The sequence below is a fragment of the Ancylomarina salipaludis genome, assembly GCF_004122035.1.
GTDB lineage: Bacteria > Bacteroidota > Bacteroidia > Bacteroidales > Marinifilaceae > Ancylomarina > Ancylomarina salipaludis.
In genome coordinates this window covers 429,823-447,982 of sequence record NZ_SAXA01000001.1, presented here as the reverse complement: position 1 = coordinate 447,982, position 18,160 = coordinate 429,823, and the positions used below count along the sequence as shown (strand labels likewise).

Sequence of the window (18,160 nt, the reverse complement as noted above, 5' to 3'; positions counted from 1 at the left end):
ACAAAAATGCAATGAAAATCAAGTTGAGATCTTATTTTTTAGTATTTTTTTTTTTGCTTTGCAGAGCAAAAAAAAGGTGAATTATGAACTATCAGGAAACTATCAGTTACTTATTCAATCAGTTACCTATGTTTCAGCGAACAGGGAAGGCTGCTTATAAGGCGAATTTAGATACAACATTGGCTCTGGATGCGTATTTTGAACACCCGCATCAGCATTTTAAATGTATTCATGTAGCGGGGACAAATGGGAAAGGTTCTGTATCGCATTCTTTAGCTTCAGTTTTACAGTCGGCAGGTTATAAAGTCGGTTTGTACACCTCGCCACATTTGCGTGATTTTCGGGAACGCGTGAAGATTAATGGGGAGATGATTTCAGAACAGGCGGTTGTTGAATTCGTGGCTTCTCATAAAAAAAAGTTCGAAGAACTATCACCTTCTTTTTTTGAGATGACTGTTGCTTTGGCATTCGATTATTTTGCCAAAGAGAAAGTTGATATTGCTGTTGTTGAAGTTGGCTTGGGAGGTCGGTTGGACTCGACTAATATAATCAATCCTTTGTTGAGTGTCATTACGAATATTAGTTTTGATCATACCAGTTTATTGGGGAATACGATTTCGGTTATTGCCGGTGAGAAAGCGGGAATTATTAAACAGAATACCCCAGTTATTATTGGTGAGAAACATCACGAGTCACAAACCGTTTTTATTGATAAAGCAAAACAGCAGTCAGCTCCAATTCTATTTGCCGAAGATGAATTTGAATTGCTGAATACGGAATTAAAAAAGAATTATCGTCTGTTAAGTTTTAAAGATTTAAAGTCAGGTGAAACAATTTCTTTAGAGTCGGATCTGCTTGGAATTTATCAGGTTAAGAATATCAGAACTGCTCTTGTTGCTCTTAAGATGATGAATAAGATGGGTTTCAACCTATCAGATGAGATCATAAAAGTCGGAATTTCGAAGATCGTTGCACAAACTTCGCTTATGGGGCGTTGGCAGCATTTAGGGGATAAGCCTGGAATTATTTGTGACACAGGGCATAATGTTGCAGGGATTATCGAAATATTGAAGCAGCTTGATTCTCTGAAATTTGAAAAATTGCATATGGTAATTGGTATGGTGGACGATAAGGACATCGATGAAGTCTTAAATTTATTGCCAAAAGATGCAAATTACTATTTTACCAAAGCATCTATTCCCAGAGCTCTAAACGAGAATATATTAAAAGATAAAGCTGATAAATTTCAGTTAATAGGGAAGGCTTATACGAATGTTGCGGATGCACTTATTGCTGCCAAATCAGAGGCAGACAGTGATGATTTAATTTTTGTTGGAGGAAGTACTTTTGTTGTTGCAGAAGTTGTTTGACTTTGAGCAGATGGAATCTTTTCGCGCTTAGTAATTGGCTTCTAGATTATTGAAAATAAATATAAATAGCGTGAGTTACTTTTTTTTGTAGCCCAGACATTTAAAAATGAATAAATATATAATAGTCTATATATCTGATGATTTCATTGTGTTTGGTCGTTAATTTTTATGAGTTTGATATTAAATTCTAATTTGTACTGAGACTAAATTAATGTTGATTTTTTTCTTTAATAAAAAAACACTTATTTTTGCTTTGTGAGGTAGTTTTTTTTAACAGATTATCTTGTCCTCATACAATTAGTATTTTTCTACTTTAATGCGACCCCTTTTTGTTAATGAATTATTCGCATTAAATTTTTACAGATTGTTCATAATCTGTTGAATGTTATCTCTAACCTAAGAATGTATTAAAGGAATAGCTATGGTTCAAAGTTCTAAAAAAGTAATATCTGTAGTTCCAGAGCCTTCTTTACGAAGAATGCCTGCCTATTTATCCTTTTCAGAGGGATTGTTGAAAAAAGGTCAAGAGTTTGTTTCTTCGACTCAGATTGCCAATTATATGAATATTGATCCAACTCAGGTAACTAAAGATCTGTCTTATACTTCGATTGTAGGTAAAACCCGGGTTGGTTATGAAGTAAAGGCAATGGTTGATATTTTATCTAATTTTCTTGGTTTTACGGTTCTGGATCAGGCATTTCTTGTTGGGGCTGGTTCTTTAGGGTCAGCACTTTTGCTTGACGATGGATTGGAAAATTTTGGATTGGATATTGTTGCGGCATTTGATGTTAACCCTGCTATTATTGGGAAAAAATTTAATGATATTGAAGTTTTTCATATCGATCAGTTTCGTGATTTAGCGCAAGAGATGAAAGCTATTATTGGTATTATTACCGTACCTGCTGAATATGCTCAATCGGTTGCTGACCTGATGGCAGCATGGGGGGTTAAGGCCATTTGGAATTTTACTCCTGCCAGAATTAAAGTGCCGGATGATATTGTTGTACAGAATACATCGCTTTATGCCAATTTGGCAATCATCTTCAATAAAATTCATCACGACAGAGAAAAGGAAATCTAATAAATAGATATTATAAATATTTAAGAGGCAATTCGCATGTAGCGTTTTGCCTCTTTTTGTATTAATTTCGTTTGAAAGTTTGGGATAATATCAAATATTAATAGAATGGCAGATCGATTTATAGAAAGTCAGGTTTTTGAGAAGGTAGATTTTGGAAAAGATGGACTCGAAGGAGGCGAGTACGAAGATTGTCATTTTAAAGCTTGTGTCTTCTCAGGGATACAGCTGTCTAATCTTAGTTTTGTTGATTGTTATTTTGAAGATTGTGATTTGAGTTTAGCTAAAATAAACGAAACGGCTTTTAGAGATGTTAAGTTCTCTAACTGTAAATTGTTGGGGCTGAATTTTAACGATTGCAACCCGTTTTTACTCTCGTTCTGTTTTGAATCCTGTAATCTGAATTTAGCATCATTTTATAAATTGAAGTTAAAGGCGATACAGTTTAGAAGTTGTAGCATGAACGAGGTTGATTTTGTGGAAACGAATTTGGTTGGAGCCGTATTCGACAATTGTGATTTGAATGGTGCGATGTTTGAAAATACGAATCTTGAAAAGGCAGATTTTAGAACGTCCAGAGCCTATTCGATTGATCCGGAGATGAATCAAATTAAGAAAGCGAAATTTTCCATGCCGGATGTGATTGGCTTGCTTGGAAAATATGATATAAAAATAACTTAAAAAGTTGCCCCGATTCAAAATTGAATCGGGGTATCTTGTTTATTTTGTATCAATAGTTATAAGTAGCGTTTTTTGATTATTGTGAAGACAATTCGCCCTTGGTCGTTTTCTTGTTCTTTAAATTGATAAAGAGACTTATGATGAGCAAAATGATTCCTAGTATAGCAAAAAAGAAACTTAATGGTGTCGAAAAGCTTTCATGCATTACACCTTCATTATCAACATAAGTAGATAAGTTGGCCTGTATTCTCAAAGCTATTCCCAAAGCAAAAACTATTATTCCTATCCAAAATATTTTCATTCTCGTTTTTTATTTATTAGTACTGTGATGTTAATTGTGTGTTATTAAAATGCTAAAGAATATGTTCCGGTCATACAAATTAGGATTTATTTTGGGTCGATATTGATTTCGTACCAATTTATGTTGCGCGTAAAATACATTGTAGCTGCCAGAATTAAGGTGAGACCAATACTTCCCATCAATAGGGCATAATCCGCCAATTGGAGCGTTACAAATAAAAACCCATAGATACTTGCTAGGGTTGCCATAAGCAACAGGCTTAATTTTTTTGATTTAAGAATAGTGAGCGAGTACAGACTAATCATTCCCACAATTGAAATACTCGAAATAATATAGGCTGTATTGAAATTTGAATGTTCCGAAATTGAAATTAATAAGACGTAAAAAATACATAAAGCCAAGCCAACCAGAATATATTGGAAAGGATGAATCTTACGCCTGTTAATGATTTCTACAAGGAAAAATATCAGAAATGTGAGAGCTATACACATTACGGCATATTTTGAGGATCTGACAGATTTTTTGTAGTCATCAAGAGGAAGAATTAGGTTAACACCAAAATTTGATTGTCCGATTTTATCGGCATGTTTATTACCTATCCAGGATTGTGGGAAATTTCGGTTCAGTTGTAAAACTTTCCAATCGGCTTCAAATCCTGTATCAGTCACGTTTCGGTGATCAGGAAGGAAATTACCATTGAAACTTGGGAATGGCCAGTCAGATTTGATTTTAACATTGGTTGTACTTCCCAATGGGATGAAATTTAGATTCTGGCTGCCCTGCAGGTTTAGTGAAAAAGAAAAATTGATGCTTTTATTGATGTCTGTTTCAATATTGGGCAGTTTGACCGTGATACCGGAATAAATAAGTTCAGATATCCTGGAACCGGGTTCAACCTTCAAATCTTTCTTATCCCAGTTTAATATGACTTGATCTTCAATCCCTCTCAAATCTGAAATTCCAATGGTTAGAAAAGCCTGATCGTATTTGATTTCCTTTAAATTATTTTTATCTATTTCTTTATTCAGAAGAAATGTTCCACTCAAAGCTAATTTGGATTTGTAAACGACGATTTCGTAAATTCCTCGTTTAAGTTTTTCAGGTGAAATATTGCCATTAATATCAAGTTCTTCGGGTAAAATATGCAGGTATTTTGTTGTCTCGTAGGTTTTGTCTTCGTCTTTATATTCATAGATTAAAGGGATGCTGACAATAGGACCATTGATTTGTTGACTACCTGCCCATTTGTTGCTGACTTCGACTATTGCCTGATTACTAAGTGATTCCCTTTCGTGTATTATTGATTGAATCATTGTAGAAGGAATCAGTAATAATAACATGAGAATTGTAATGACAAAAAGTTTGAGACTGATTGAATTTTTTAGCCAGGAGTTAATTCTGTCGATGGGAGATGTTTCTTTGTTCATTTTATTTAGTTTTTAAAAGAACTTTGAATTACAAAGTAGATGATTAAAAAAAATATTAACTAAGCAATTGTTCGATTGCTTTAATGTGTTTTGAAAAAGCAATTTTACCCTCTTCACACACAGAGTATTTTGTATTGGGTTTACGACCAATAAATTCTTTACTAAACTTAATGTAACCACTTTTCTCAAGAGATTTTAAATGGCTGGCAAGATTCCCGTCAGTTACATCTAAAAGACTTTTAAGGGTGTTGAAATCCAGGTAATCATTGACAATAAGTGCTGACATGATTCCCAAGCGGATTTTGTTCTCGAAAGCTTTATTTAAGTTTTTTAGTATTTCTTTCACGATCCGTATTTAATATGCATAATGATACCATAGACGATGTGTATGATTCCAAAACCGATTGTCCAAATAATTAGGCCATAACCAATAAAGTAGATGCCTAATAGACCTAATAAAATTTCAACTATACCAAGGCTTCTGACTTCTTCAAGTGTATATTTACTCGCGTTAACTAGGGCTAAGCCATAAAAAATGAGTGTCAGTGGGGCAATAATTCCAATAAATCCTTTAAATAATAGAATAAGACATAAAATGCCGCCTGTAACCAATGGAATAAACAGGTTGATAAGAAGGTTTTTTGTTTGTAAGTCCCATAGCTTTTGTTTATTTCTCTTAGCCTTTCGAGTTGTAAAAAATATCCCCGCAGCAATAGACAACAAAAGTGTTGTTGAAGCAATAATCAAAAGAGTGAACAGGTGTTCATCACTAAGTATTGCTTGTCTGTACTCTAAATAATTTTGATTTGCATAAATCGTTTGATAGGCTGATAAAGCGCCAAGAATTGCTAAAATGCCTGCGGTTATACCTGATAGCCCGCTTAAAGATATAAACCGTGATGAGCGATTCATCATTTGTTTGATATCCCTTAAATCTTCAATATATTTTTGCTTATTCATAAAAGTACTTTGAATTACAAAGTAAAATTAATAAGAATATGTTTAGGATCCTAACATGGGTTAAAAAAAATAAGAAATGGTATTGGTCTGTCCTAATTTTTGTGTTGGTTATTGATAAATTTACCAATAATAAATGCCATGATTATGGCGACATAAAACTGTCCTGTAATTGCAGAAAAAATACTTACAGATTTGGCAATTTGACTTTGTGGGATGATATCACCAAAACCAATTGTAGTCATACAGACAAATGAATAATAAACGATATCACCAATATTAACAAGACCAATATCTTTTGTGAATGTGATGGCCTGGTGGTTGTTCCAGAGGATAGTTGAATTTATAAAACTAATTATAACACCAATCAGCAGGTAACCATTAATGGTTTCAATAATGAGGTTTCGATCAATATCTTTCTTTCTGATAATTTGGCCAATCATGGTAATAACAGCTACAGAAAAGATGAGGATTGAAAATGAAAATGCAAAGTATTTAATGGATTGCTCATCAGTAAAATACATCAGCCATATAGAGCAAACAGCACAAAGGATTGCGAGTTGTGCCCATTTTTTCTTTTCCCCTATGATTGATGATATTGAGAGAAGAATTAGGGAATAAAAACCAGCATAAATCAGATCTTTATATGAGCTCGTAACGATCACAGGCAATACAAAGATGTAGAGGATTATACTGATTAATAAATATGTTCCTTTGGGTATTTTGCTTAATATTTTTTTCATACTTGGCTTTTGATGGATAACTATGCTATTTCTTTTGATATTAAAATTTAACTGTTTGTTTTGAATAGCTGATATTAAATATACAATTCTATATCTTATTCAGACTAATACAGAATTTTAAATACGAGAATTGTACAAATTTATTTTTTGCCTTTCAGGTTTGGAATTGGGACTTATCATTTTGGTTAATATTCGATTATAAACAAAACTCCTCACCATTTAGTGGCGAGGAGTAGGAATATTTTTTGAAAAATAATAGGGTTCTGTGAATTTTAGCATTCTCCAAGTATTCGATATGCGCAATCTAAAATTGTTGTGTCGTCTAATTCAACAACGCCACCATTAGGGCCTTGTTCAACATGAACGCCAATACTCTTACCTTCTCTGTAATTAGCACCTCCAAAATAATTTCGGACAGTTTCTACATTAAGATTTAATTCTTCCGAGATTTTTCTCATGCTGCCTTCCGGCAAACGATCCTTGATTTTTCTAAGGTCATTAAAAGTGATTGTCTTAGTCATATGCATTAAGTTTTATTTAATTAAGGATTAAAATTCTCTTAGCTCTTTAAATTTAGCGAAAGTATTTTTTAATTAAAAGTTATCAAGGCATAATTCTAGATCCCAATTGGTTCGATAAGTTTGGCTTTTAACATAGCATTTTTAGACTTGCTTTTATTTTTGGAGGTTTTCGGCTTATAAGCCGGAGTTAAATTAATATTAAAAAAAATGTCATTAAGTCTGATCAGGTATTTAAACTGAAGCTAGATTACTTTTTTTTAATTCGGATCTGTTAATTTTCTGTAAAGCTGTTTGTATCTTAGTTGCGTTGTGCTTTAATCTAATATCTGTTTTTGGTGTTGGAATTATTGTTTAAACTTTTATTAAAGGACTAATTTTATAGATAGCCTAGTTATTGTGAAGAAAAAATCTTTGTTAGCCCGTTTTCTTATTTGGCGATTGAAGCATGTGAGCGATCGTCAATTTATATCTGCTTTAGGAATTCTTATTGGATTCACTTCGGGTTTGGGAGCCGTTGTAATAAAAAATTCGGTTCATTTTATCAGCTCTTTATTGCAAGGCACTTCTGATTTGGCTTTTGCAAATTATCTGTATATGATTTATCCTACTGTAGGTATTTCAGTTGCTGTTTTGTTTATAAAATACATTATAAAGCGTCCTGTTAGGCATGGTATTCCAAATGTGCTTTATAGTATATCAAAGACCAATGGGCAGATCAATAGTCATAATATGTTTTCGTCTGTTGTGACGTCAGCCTTTACAGTTGGTTTTGGAGGTTCTGTTGGATTGGAGGGACCAACAGTTGCTACTGGGGCTGCCTTAGGCTCAAATATTGGTCGAATGTTTCATCTGAACTATAAACATACCACCCTTCTTCTAGCCTGTGCCTGTACTGGTGCTATGGCAGCCATTTTTAAAGCCCCTATTGCAGCTATTGTATTTGCGATGGAGGTTGTTATGTTGGATTTAACCATGTGGTCGCTTGTTCCTCTTTTACTTGCTTCTTCAACTGCGGTTATCACTTCATACTTTTTTTTGGGGATGCATGTGCTTTATCCATTCGAGGTACAAACGGGTTTTGATATGAAGGACCTGCCTTATTATATCGTTTTGGGAATTTTTACAGGTTTGCTTGCAACCTATTTTACTAAGATGTACATGTATATTCAAAGTCTTTTTGATATGCTTAGTAAATCATATCTGAAATTATTGATCGGAGGCCTGTCTTTAGGTTTAATAATTTTCTTTTTCCCTTCACTTTATGGGGAGGGGTATCATGGGATAAATGCAAGTCTTTCTGGCGATTATTCTTACCTCTTTAATAATTCATTATTCTATTCTTTTAGAGAAAATTTTTGGATTCTTATAATCCTATTAGCCTTAGTTATTATCTTTAAGGTAATTGCTGCTTCAATCACCTTTGGTGCTGGAGGTGTTGGTGGAATTTTTGCTCCGACCTTATTTATGGGAGTGAACGCTGGTGTTTTGTTTGCTAAATTGACTCATCATCTGGGATTGAGAAATATTGAAGTTAACAACTTCGGACTTATAGGAATGGCAGGTATGATAGCAGGCGTGTTGCATGCTCCGCTTACAGGGCTCTTTTTAATAGCAGATATTTCGGGAGGCTACCAGTTGTTTGTTCCTTTGATGATTACAGCAACGGTATCATATGCAACTGTTAAGAGTTTCGAACCTCATTCAGTTTATACCGTTCAGTTGGCACGCCGAAAAGAACTTATGACACACGATAAGGATAAAAACGTTCTTTCATTAATGCGCGTAACACGTTTGATTGAAAAGAATTTTAGTACGATCAATTCTGAAGCCAGTTTAGGTGATTTGGTTAAAGTTATAGCTAAATCGCAACGAAATTTATTTATCGTTGTAGATAAAGATAATAACTTTGAAGGGATTGTGAAGCTTGACGACATACGTGAAATCATGTTTCAACCTGAGAAATATGATGTGATGTTTGTTCGGGATTTGATGATAATGCCTAGTGTTGTGATTCAGCACGACGAATCAATGGCTGATGTTGCCCGCAAATACCAATATTCAGATAAGTTTAATTTGGTTGTTTTGCAGGATGGCAAATATCTGGGCTGTGTTTCAAGAGCACAGATATTTTCGACTTATCGTCGTATGCTCAAACATTTCTCAGAGGATTAATAAGGGAGAGATGTTTGAATTTAACCTAAAAAAATGACTTTGAGGGAATAGTTTTTTATTGGGATTTGAATTCAATAATATTTTTTGAAAAAAAAACATTTTTTGGCTACCCCCTCAATATTATTCCACTACATTTGCACTCGATTTTGTAAAAATAATTTCAAGAATTTTTAGTCAATTCTAAAGATTGTCAGTATAATACATAGCCAAACTGAGATTTTTAAGTCTTTTTTATGTATTGAATGGATTAAGGTTAGCCTGACTCAAAAAGCCATCCGACCAAGAAAGAGAGTAATAAAGTTTTCAGAATATTAAAAGGTTAGATTTACCCTTAGAAAATAACAGTTAGAGTCATGAAGAACAAGAGTTTGTTGTCCCGATTTTTAATTTGGAGAATGAAAAATATTAAAGAAAGACAATTTGTTCTAATTCTTAGTTTTATTGTTGGTATCATAAGTGGTTTAGCAGCTTTGTTACTAAAAACAACCATCCATCAGACTCATCATTTCCTGACACATAACCTGCATGTCGATTCAGTTAATCTTCTGTATTTGGCTTACCCAACAGTTGGTATCCTATTAACTGTGTTGTTTGTGAAATTCTTTGTCAAAGATAATATTGGTCATGGTGTCACCCGTATACTTTATGCAATTTCTCAAAAAAACAGCCAGATCAAATCACACAACAATTATTCGTCGATTATTGCGAGTACGCTGACCATTGGTTTTGGTGGATCTGTAGGGGCTGAGGCGCCGATTGTTCTGACTGGTGCGTCTATTGGTTCAAACCTGGGGCGGATGTTTCATCTCAATTATAAAACCATTACTCTGATGGTGGGCTGTGGAGTTGCCGGAGCTATTGGTGGAATTTTTAAAGCACCTATGGCGGGTATGGTTTTTACCCTTGAGGTATTGATGCTCGATCTGACGATGGCATCTTTAATACCCCTATTGATTTCATCGATTACTGGGGCGAGTATTGCCTACTTTTTTATGGGGAAAGGAGTTTTGCTTTCTTACACATTAAACGACTCTTTTGTTCTTTCTACATTCCCTTATTATATTTTATTAGGGGTGTTTACAGGAATGGTTTCATTATATTTTACACGAGTGGGAATGTATTTGGAATCTCAGCTTGAACGCATAAAAAATCGCTATCAGAAATTAATTTTGGGTGGTTTAGCTTTAGGCATAATGATTTTTCTTTTTCCACCACTTTATGGTGAAGGTTATACGACAATTCAGGCATTGATTAATGGGAATATTGATGGCTTGGTAAACAACTCGATTTTCTATTTTTTAAGGGATCATTATTGGTTATTATTGGGTTATGTTGTTCTAATTTTAGCTTTTAAGGTGATTGCAGCTACCGTTACCACAGGTAGTGGCGGGGTTGGTGGTATTTTTGCACCATCTCTTTTCCTGGGTGGTCTTTCGGGCTTTTTTGTAGCTAGATTTTTAAATGGTTTCAATTTTGTGAAACTGTCTGAAAGTAACTTTACTCTAATTGGTATGGCGGGTGTAATGGCCGGGGTTATGCATGCGCCTTTGACTGCAATTTTCCTTATTGTTGAGATTACAGGAGGATATACTTTGTTTGTACCCATTATGGTGACGGCCACTATAGCTTATTTGACAATCATGTATTTTGAGCCCCATTCAATTTACACCAAACGATTAGCAAAACGCGGGGAGCTGATTACCCACAATAAGGATAAAGCCGTTTTAACTTTAATGAAATTGGGAAAAGTAATTGAAACTGATCTTCAAAAAATTGATCCTGATGCGAGTCTTGGCGAATTGGTAAAACTGATTTCTCATTCACACCGTAATATCTTCCCTGTTGTTGATGATGAGGAAAAGCTTTTGGGTATTGTATTGCTTGATGATATTCGTCACATCATGTTCAACCCCGAAATGTATGATGAAACCTATGTCCGTAACCTGATGACGATGCCTCCGGCAGTTCTTGAGGCTAATGCGCCTATGGATAGAGTTATGAGACGATTCGAAGAAACCGGGGCTTGGAATTTACCTGTAATCATGGATGGTAAATATTTGGGTTTTGTGTCTAAATCGAAGATATTCAATGTTTACAGACGCGTTTTAGTTCATTTCTCAGATGAATAAATAGGATTTGTAGATTGCTAATGATTTTTTGCTTGGAATTTGATGTTTTAAGTTGATAATTTGTACCATTGTGAAGGAAAAAACAAGCTCCAATTATGAACTTGTTGGGTATAGATTTTATAAGACAATATTTAATATCAGAAGTATGAATTCCAATCAATATAAGTGTATTTCAAAGGATTTTTGGAAAGGGCGAATTGATCATCACGAAGATTACGACGCTTTTCGTTGGCATCAGATAATAACACCAATTAATTTATTGGAGGAATTTGAGGTAGAAGCTAATGGTTTTGGTCTATTGGGTTTCTGCTGCGACAAGGGTGTTGAACAAAATTTGGGACGTGTTGGAACCTCAAAGGGGCCTAGAAGTATACGAAAAGAACTCGCGAATTTGCCTTGCAGTTTTCCATCCACAACTAAGATTTACGATTGTGGCAATATTGTACGCACTGATCAAAAGCTTGAGGAATTGCAAGATGCTTTGGCTGAGGCTGTTTGTTTGATCCTAAAGAAAGGTTTATTTCCTATTGTTTTAGGTGGTGGACACGAGATTGCCTATGGGCATTACAGAGGAATCGAACGATTTTTGGATGAGACGAATCAGCAAAGTTTAGGGATTTTTAATTTGGATGCGCATTTCGATATGCGTCCATACGAAAATGGCAGTAGTTCCGGAACGATGTTTTCCCAAATTGCAGATGATTGCCAGCGTAAGAATAAAGCTTTTAATTATATGGTTGCTGGTATTCAGCAATATGGTAACACAGTCAGCCTGTTTAAAAAAGCGGATTCCTTAAATGTTAAATATATTATGGCTAAGGATATTACATCTGCCAACATGTTTAATATTGGTCAGGATTTGATGCGTTATGCCAAAAAGCAAGAAAATATCTACTTTACGCTTTGTTCTGATGTGATTTCATCAGCTTATGCACCTGGAGTGAGTGCTCCTCAGCCTTTTGGTTTGCATCCCGAAAAAATCTTAACTTTAATAAAGATGATGATTCGGTCAGGAAAAGTGCTTAGTTTTGATATAGCTGAAATCGCTCCTCGTTTCGATGAAGATAATCGCAGTTCAAAATTAGCTGCAATTATCATATTTGCTGTTATCAATTCGATAATTGAGGAAAAAGAATTAAATTAAGAATTTCAGATTATCTTTTTGGTTTTTGAATTGATGTTATTCAAAACCTCAATCTATTTATTGAAACTATCTGAATTATTTTATCTTTGTGATACTGCAAATTACAATTGGTATTGTAATTTCTGTATTCAAAAATTAATACGACTATTAATTTTCTTTTATATTCACTCTGTTGATCTTCTTAGTTCTAAATTAGAATGGAGTTTAATTTAAGACTCTTTAGTAGAATTTAACGGAAAATAGTTTAAAAATGATGTCTATGGCAAACCGACCCGTAACGATTAAAGATATTGCTGAGAAACTCAGTATATCTGTTTCTACAGTCTCAAGAGCTTTAAAGAACAATCCGGAAATTAGCTTACAAACACGTGAAGCGGTTCAAAAGCTTGCTAAGGAATTGAACTATAGACCCAATCCGTTGGCTGTTGCTCTTAAAACTCAAAAGTCGAATACAATTGGTGTCGTTGTTCCTCAGATTGTGAGTTCGTTTTATGCTTCGGTAGTTAAAGGAATTGAACAAGTTGCTGATGAGCATGGTTATCAGGTTTTTGTGAGTTCATCAAATGAGAAGCTTGAAAAAGAAAAGAAAAATGTTGATGGATTTTTGAACATGAGAATGGATGGAATTATTCTGTCTTTATCTCGTGCAACCAATACTTACGATCATATTCATAAGATTAAGGATATGGGGGTGCCCATCGTGCTTTTCGATAGAACTTCAAAAGAGCTGGATGTGTCGAAAGTTGTGGCTGATGATGCGGCTGCTGCTCACGCTGCAGTGACTCACCTGTTGGAAGGCGGAGCCAAGCGTGTCGCTTTTCTGACCGGCCCGGAGTACATGTTGTTTGGTCGAAATAGAATGAGAGGGTACAAGCTTGCTCTTTCGGATAAAAATATTGATTTGGATGAGACTTTGATTTCTCGCTGTGATTTTACTGTTGATTCGGCCAAAAGTGCGACAATGGAATTATTATCCAGAAGTAATCGCCCGGATGCTTTCTTTGCAATTAATGATGAGCTGGCTATTGGTGCTATAATGGCAGCTAAAGAGCTTGGATTTAAGATTCCGGAAGAAGTTGCTGTTGTTGGGTTCTCAAACAGCCGTCGTTCTCGTTATATGGAGCCTTCAATCTCGACAATGGATCAGAATCCGAAAGAAGTAGGGCGAGAAGCTGCCAATCTGCTTTTCGAACAAATGGAGAATAAACCTGATAGCGATAAAGTGAAAGAAGCAGTTGTACATGCTGACTTAATTGTGAGAGCTTCATCTGAAAAGTAAAAGCTCAGAATATAGTATAAAAAAAATCCTGCTGTTAAGGCAGGATTTTTTTTGTATGATATTTTCGATTGCTTAGAAATCTTTATTTTGTTGTTTCACCAATTCCTTAGTTGATAAGAGACCGCAGGCAGCAAAGATATCCAGCCCACGTGAACGACGGATGGTTGTGGTGATGCCTTTCTTATTAAGCAAGTTTTTAAATTCTTCAACTGTTGATTCATCAGAGCCAAGAAGCGGTGAGTTTGGAATAGGGTGGAATCGAATTAAGTTCATTCGGCATTTAATACCATCTAGAATTTTACACAATTCTTTAACGTGCGCAGGCGTGTCGTTAATTCCCTTAAACATGATGTACTCGAAAGAAACTCTTCGTTGACGACCGAAATCAAATTCACGAATCATCTTCAAAACATCTTTTACCGGGTATACATTTTGAATTGGCATTAGTTTTTTTCTCTCATCGTCGAAAGGTGTGTGCAGACTCACGGCTAAATGACACTCACTTTCGTTCAAAAAGGTCTTCATTCCTGGAATAATTCCGATGGTTGAAACGGTAATTCTACGCGGACTCATAGCCATACCATAATCCGAGGTAAGAATTTCAAGTGACTTCATAACTTCAGGCACATTGTCCAGAGGTTCACCCATTCCCATGTAAACAATATTTGTAAGCTGATGTCTTTCGGGTAGACTACGAACCTGATTGATGATATCAGCGGCTTTAAGTTGTCCCTGAAAACCTTGTTTGCCTGTCATACAGAATAGACAACCCATTTTACATCCCACTTGAGATGAAACGCAAAGCGTTGCTCTGTCATCATCAGGGATATAAGCTGTTTCGATAAACTGACCTTCATGATTGGTTGGGTAAAGGTATTTTTTAGTCCCATCTACCGAACATTGTTCTTTGATCGTGGCTGTTAAACCGATATCGAAATTTTCTTTTAGGAGCGTTCTGGCTTTCAACGACAAGTTTAACATTTCGTCAATACTTGTAATATCTTTTTTATAAAGCCAATCGGCAATTTGTTTGGCAGTAAACTTTGGAAGTTTTAAATCTAAAACAACTTGAGTTAATTCCTCCAATGTTTTTCCTAATAGTATTTCTTTAGCCATCTGCTTATAATAATTTTTTGTTAATTCCTGGTGGTCATCAACATATGTGTTCTGTTTTTTTGATTATTAAAACCGGAACTAAAAATAGATTTCAGCAACGATTTTATTATAAGCGACTCCTTTGTCAATAAGTAAATCTCTTACCTCAACAACCATTTCAGGACTACCGCACAAAAAATACCTGCAATCCTCAGGAAAAGTCTCTATATCCTGCAAATATCGGGTTAATCTTCCATTATACAAACCCTCAGCACTTTCTTGAGAGCAACAACGAATGTAGTTAGCCTTAAGAATTGGGCGGAATTCTTTTTCAAAAAAGAATGAATGGGCAAATCGACCACCGTGAATTAAAGTTTTGTTGGTTTTTAGTCCCGATCGAAACATGGATGCAAATGGGGCAATCCCCGTCCCGGATGCAATCCACCAGGCGGGACTGTCATCATCAATAAAATCACCATCAGGTTTTGTCATATAAATGGTTGAACCAAATTTATGTTCGCTCAGTCTGGGCGTTAGCCATCCGTCGTCTTTTACATTGTATAAGATTTGTATAACGTCGTCTTTTGTGTTACTGGCAATGGTATAGAGGCGAGGAGCAACATTTTTGTCGGTAGTGATACCGATATATTGTCCTGGTTTAAAATTAATATTTCGTCTGATTTTAAGTACGAAAACTCCGGGTGCAATTTCGGTATTAGAAACCACAGAGCTTTCCGTCAAAATTTGTTCTGAATTACTATCTGTTTGCATTTGTTTATTTGATTTCAGAATTGAAAAATGTCTTATTTATTCCTGACAAAGATAATATAATTTAGAAGATGTCTAAATAGCTTTGAGGAATTTATTAAAGAATACTCTGGTTATGAGGCGTTAGATATAAGGCGAATAGTTTTCGATAAATTTAATTGAATCGGGATGTAACTATATGTTTAGTATTGTCGTCATATATAGGTACACACGTTTTTAATGCTGATTGAACTATCAAGTCTAATATAAATTTAAAATAAAAGTTATGCAGATTAGGAAATTGAATTTTAAGTACATCATTGTTCTTGCAGGGCTTTTGGTTCTGCCATTTTGTAGTGTTGCTCAAACCATATATGCAAAAGCTGATGCTAAATATGATGGAATTAAACGAATTGAAATTGAAGGCCGTTTCACAGATGTCAATATCATTGGTGAGGATAGAGATGATGTTCAGTTTAAAGGTTTGATTCAAGGAAAGATAAGGGGCAGTAAGGATTTTGAAATTAAGCATCGTCAGGATGGTTCTACTTTAAAAGTTTGGGTTGAGACGCCTGGTTTTATTAGCGGCCGTTTCGACGCTTATTTGAATTTTAAAGTTCCTTATTCAACGGATATAGAGATTATAAATTCATCAGGTGACGTGTATGTTGAAGATATTATATCGGATAAGATGAGACTAAAAGCGAGTTCGGGAGACATTGAGCTTAAAAATATTGAAACCAATCTCACTTCAACAACAAGTTCAGGGGATTTGAAAATTGACTATTTAAAAGGTAGTATATCAGCAGTATCAACTTCTGGTGATCAGAATTTTTCTCATATTCAGGCCGATATCTCAACTAGTGCAACATCCGGCGATATGTCTTTTATCGATGTAAAAGGAAATTTAAGTACTAAAACAACATCTGGTGATTTGAAATTTGAAGACATTAATGGGGCACTAAGTAATGTTTCAAGTTCGGGAAATTTTACCATCAAAAATGCCAAAACAGTACTCGATTTAATGGCAACTTCCGGTGATATAAGAGGAGAGGGGATAGAATTACTTGCAGATTCAAAATTCACCTCTACCTCGGGTGATATTACAATGGATTTTGAAAATGAGATGGATGCTTTAAGTTTTGATTTGAGAGCTTCATCAGGAGATTTACATGCAGGACAAAGATCAGCCGAGAGAAAACTCTATGCAAAGCATGGTGAAATTTGGGTATACGGCCATTCGACATCAGGAGATCAAAGCTATCATTAATTTTTTGATGTGTTCGATTATGAACAGCATTGTGACGTAGCCGAACACTTTGATAGCTTAGATCTTAAAATAAACTTGGTCTTATGTGTTGTAATTGAATAGTTTGTGTCATTTGGTCTGGTTATTGGTTAAAATAGGCAAAACCATAGATCATAAAGAGACTGAGTTCTCCATGACTTTGGGAGTGGTGTCCCAAATGATGGTTTTAATAGTATAATTAATTGGTTTTCTTTGAAAGTGGCTGTCAGCTTTATGTTGGTAGCCACTTCTATTTATAAAACCGATACATACTATTTTTTTTTGCCTGCAATCTGGCAGTTTGAGGTGTTAGTCCAGTATAGTTTTTAAATTGCTTGTTAAAATATGAGGGGCTGTTAAAACCACATTCGTATGCGATTTGAGCTATTGTTAATTTTCCGTCTACCAATAGCTTTTGTGCGTAATTAATCCTCATTTCATTTAGAAATTCTGAGAAGGTTTTGTTTGTTTTCGTTTTAATAAAACGGCAAAAGGCGGTTTTGCTTAGGTTGGCAACCTTCGCTGCAGATTCTAAATCGATGGTTTCCTGAAAATGCTTGCTTACATATTCATAAACATTGTAGAGCTTCTGATTGGATGAATGCTTGAAGCTTTCAACAAATGCTTCACTTGCTAAATAAATTTCATTCTTATCCTCTGAAAGGAGATTTAGGATCTGTAATAAGAGTATGATTCTAACTGCGCCTTTGGCTTCGTGTAAATCATTCAGGATCGAAACGATTTTTGTTTTGGTAGTGCCCTGAACCCGAAAGCCTCTGGAACTTTTCTCAAGGAAGAGGTTGATTTTATCTAATTCAGGTAGGCCTAATAAGTTGTTTCCAAATATTTCTTTTTTAAAATGGATGACTCTGGCTTTAGCTTTGAGATTAGGATCTTTTTGATAATAAGATTCTTCATTTGTCATAACGTGAGGCACATTGGGCCCCAGGAAAATCATATCCTCATCGGTAAATTTATCAATGCAATCTCCAACTATTAGGGTGCCTTTGCTCTTTTCAATATAGATGAGCTCAAATTCAGGATGGTAATGCCATGGCACAACAATATGAGGCAAAATATCAATTTTACTTCGGAATGAATAGGTCGTTTTTAAAGGAATCTCTTCTAAAAATAGCGCCATCTCTTAATAATTAATATTGATAACAAATAATTATTACTTTATGTCAGTAATTATTAATAGAATGCAAATATAGTGTTATTTAATGGT

The 18,160-nt window shown here is 34.9% G+C and carries 17 protein-coding genes; 8 read left to right on the top strand and 9 right to left on the bottom strand.

What is annotated here, in order from left to right; all coding sequences use genetic code 11:
• Positions 1–83 precede the first annotated feature (83 nt).
• The 3 genes from EO244_RS01865 to EO244_RS01855 all read left to right on the top strand — a co-directional run bounded on the left by EO244_RS01865 (position 84) and on the right by EO244_RS01855 (position 3,129).
• Positions 84–1,370: a bifunctional folylpolyglutamate synthase/dihydrofolate synthase gene (locus EO244_RS01865; protein WP_129252365.1), complete on the top strand. Its 1,287-nt coding sequence runs from the start codon at positions 84–86 to the stop codon at positions 1,368–1,370.
• A 421-nt stretch (positions 1,371–1,791) separates the two neighbouring features.
• Positions 1,792–2,451: a redox-sensing transcriptional repressor Rex gene (locus EO244_RS01860; RefSeq protein ID WP_129252363.1), complete on the top strand. Its 660-nt coding sequence runs from the start codon at positions 1,792–1,794 to the stop codon at positions 2,449–2,451.
• Positions 2,452–2,556: 105 nt separating this feature from the next.
• Positions 2,557–3,129: a pentapeptide repeat-containing protein gene (locus EO244_RS01855; RefSeq protein ID WP_129252361.1), complete on the top strand. Its 573-nt coding sequence runs from the start codon at positions 2,557–2,559 to the stop codon at positions 3,127–3,129.
• Between the two features lie 76 nt (positions 3,130–3,205).
• On the opposite strand, the gene EO244_RS01850 is transcribed toward EO244_RS01855, so the two are convergent.
• The 6 genes from EO244_RS01850 to EO244_RS01825 all read right to left on the bottom strand — a co-directional run bounded on the left by EO244_RS01850 (position 3,206) and on the right by EO244_RS01825 (position 7,078).
• Complete coding sequence (locus EO244_RS01850; RefSeq protein ID WP_129252359.1) at positions 3,206–3,430, bottom strand: DUF3955 domain-containing protein; 225 nt, start codon at positions 3,428–3,430, stop codon at positions 3,206–3,208.
• An 86-nt stretch (positions 3,431–3,516) separates the two neighbouring features.
• Positions 3,517–4,857, bottom strand: a complete 1,341-nt coding sequence (creD, locus tag EO244_RS01845) for a cell envelope integrity protein CreD (RefSeq protein WP_129252357.1) — start codon at positions 4,855–4,857, stop codon at positions 3,517–3,519.
• A gap of 55 nt (positions 4,858–4,912) precedes the next feature.
• Positions 4,913–5,203, bottom strand: a complete 291-nt coding sequence (locus EO244_RS01840) for a winged helix-turn-helix domain-containing protein (protein WP_129252355.1) — start codon at positions 5,201–5,203, stop codon at positions 4,913–4,915.
• On the bottom strand, positions 5,200–5,817 hold the full coding sequence (locus tag EO244_RS01835) for a hypothetical protein (RefSeq protein ID WP_129252354.1): 618 nt from the start codon (positions 5,815–5,817) through the stop codon (positions 5,200–5,202). The genes EO244_RS01840 and EO244_RS01835 overlap by 4 nt, the downstream gene beginning before the upstream one ends.
• Positions 5,818–5,909: 92 nt before the next feature.
• Positions 5,910–6,557 carry an ion channel gene (locus EO244_RS01830; protein ID WP_129252352.1) on the bottom strand — a complete coding sequence of 216 codons (648 nt, stop codon included), beginning with the start codon at positions 6,555–6,557 and terminating at the stop codon, positions 5,910–5,912.
• A 272-nt stretch (positions 6,558–6,829) separates the two neighbouring features.
• Positions 6,830–7,078 carry a DNA-binding protein gene (locus EO244_RS01825; protein ID WP_129252350.1) on the bottom strand — a complete coding sequence of 83 codons (249 nt, stop codon included), beginning with the start codon at positions 7,076–7,078 and terminating at the stop codon, positions 6,830–6,832.
• A gap of 396 nt (positions 7,079–7,474) precedes the next feature.
• Here EO244_RS01825 and EO244_RS01820 point away from each other — a divergent pair, with 396 nt between their 5' ends.
• The 4 genes from EO244_RS01820 (at position 7,475) to EO244_RS01805 (ending at position 13,802) form a co-directional block, all read left to right on the top strand.
• On the top strand, positions 7,475–9,250 hold the full coding sequence (locus EO244_RS01820; RefSeq protein ID WP_241687925.1) for a chloride channel protein: 1,776 nt from the start codon (positions 7,475–7,477) through the stop codon (positions 9,248–9,250).
• A gap of 395 nt (positions 9,251–9,645) precedes the next feature.
• Positions 9,646–11,379 (top strand): chloride channel protein, encoded by a 1,734-nt coding sequence (locus EO244_RS01815; protein ID WP_241687924.1) that lies wholly within the window; start codon positions 9,646–9,648, stop codon positions 11,377–11,379.
• A gap of 145 nt (positions 11,380–11,524) precedes the next feature.
• The gene (gene hutG / locus EO244_RS01810) at positions 11,525–12,523 is read left to right on the top strand and encodes a formimidoylglutamase (protein WP_129252344.1); all 999 of its coding nucleotides are present in this window, start codon (positions 11,525–11,527) and stop codon (positions 12,521–12,523) included.
• A gap of 259 nt (positions 12,524–12,782) precedes the next feature.
• Positions 12,783–13,802, top strand: coding sequence for a LacI family DNA-binding transcriptional regulator (locus EO244_RS01805; protein ID WP_129252342.1), 1,020 nt, complete (start codon positions 12,783–12,785; stop codon positions 13,800–13,802).
• A gap of 72 nt (positions 13,803–13,874) precedes the next feature.
• Here EO244_RS01805 and rlmN read toward each other — a convergent pair whose 3' ends face one another.
• Entirely contained in the window at positions 13,875–14,918 is a 1,044-nt protein-coding gene (rlmN, locus tag EO244_RS01800) for a 23S rRNA (adenine(2503)-C(2))-methyltransferase RlmN (RefSeq protein ID WP_129252337.1), read from the bottom strand.
• Between the two features lie 78 nt (positions 14,919–14,996).
• Positions 14,997–15,668, bottom strand: coding sequence for a ferredoxin--NADP reductase (locus EO244_RS01795; RefSeq protein WP_129252335.1), 672 nt, complete (start codon positions 15,666–15,668; stop codon positions 14,997–14,999).
• Between the two features lie 262 nt (positions 15,669–15,930).
• On the opposite strand from EO244_RS01795, the gene EO244_RS01790 reads away from it, so the two are divergent.
• Complete coding sequence (locus EO244_RS01790) at positions 15,931–16,914, top strand: DUF4097 family beta strand repeat-containing protein (RefSeq protein WP_129252334.1); 984 nt, start codon at positions 15,931–15,933, stop codon at positions 16,912–16,914.
• A gap of 268 nt (positions 16,915–17,182) precedes the next feature.
• On the opposite strand, the gene EO244_RS01785 is transcribed toward EO244_RS01790, so the two are convergent.
• Positions 17,183–18,073: an AraC family transcriptional regulator gene (locus EO244_RS01785; protein ID WP_129252332.1), complete on the bottom strand. Its 891-nt coding sequence runs from the start codon at positions 18,071–18,073 to the stop codon at positions 17,183–17,185.
• Positions 18,074–18,160: the final 87 nt, after the last annotated feature.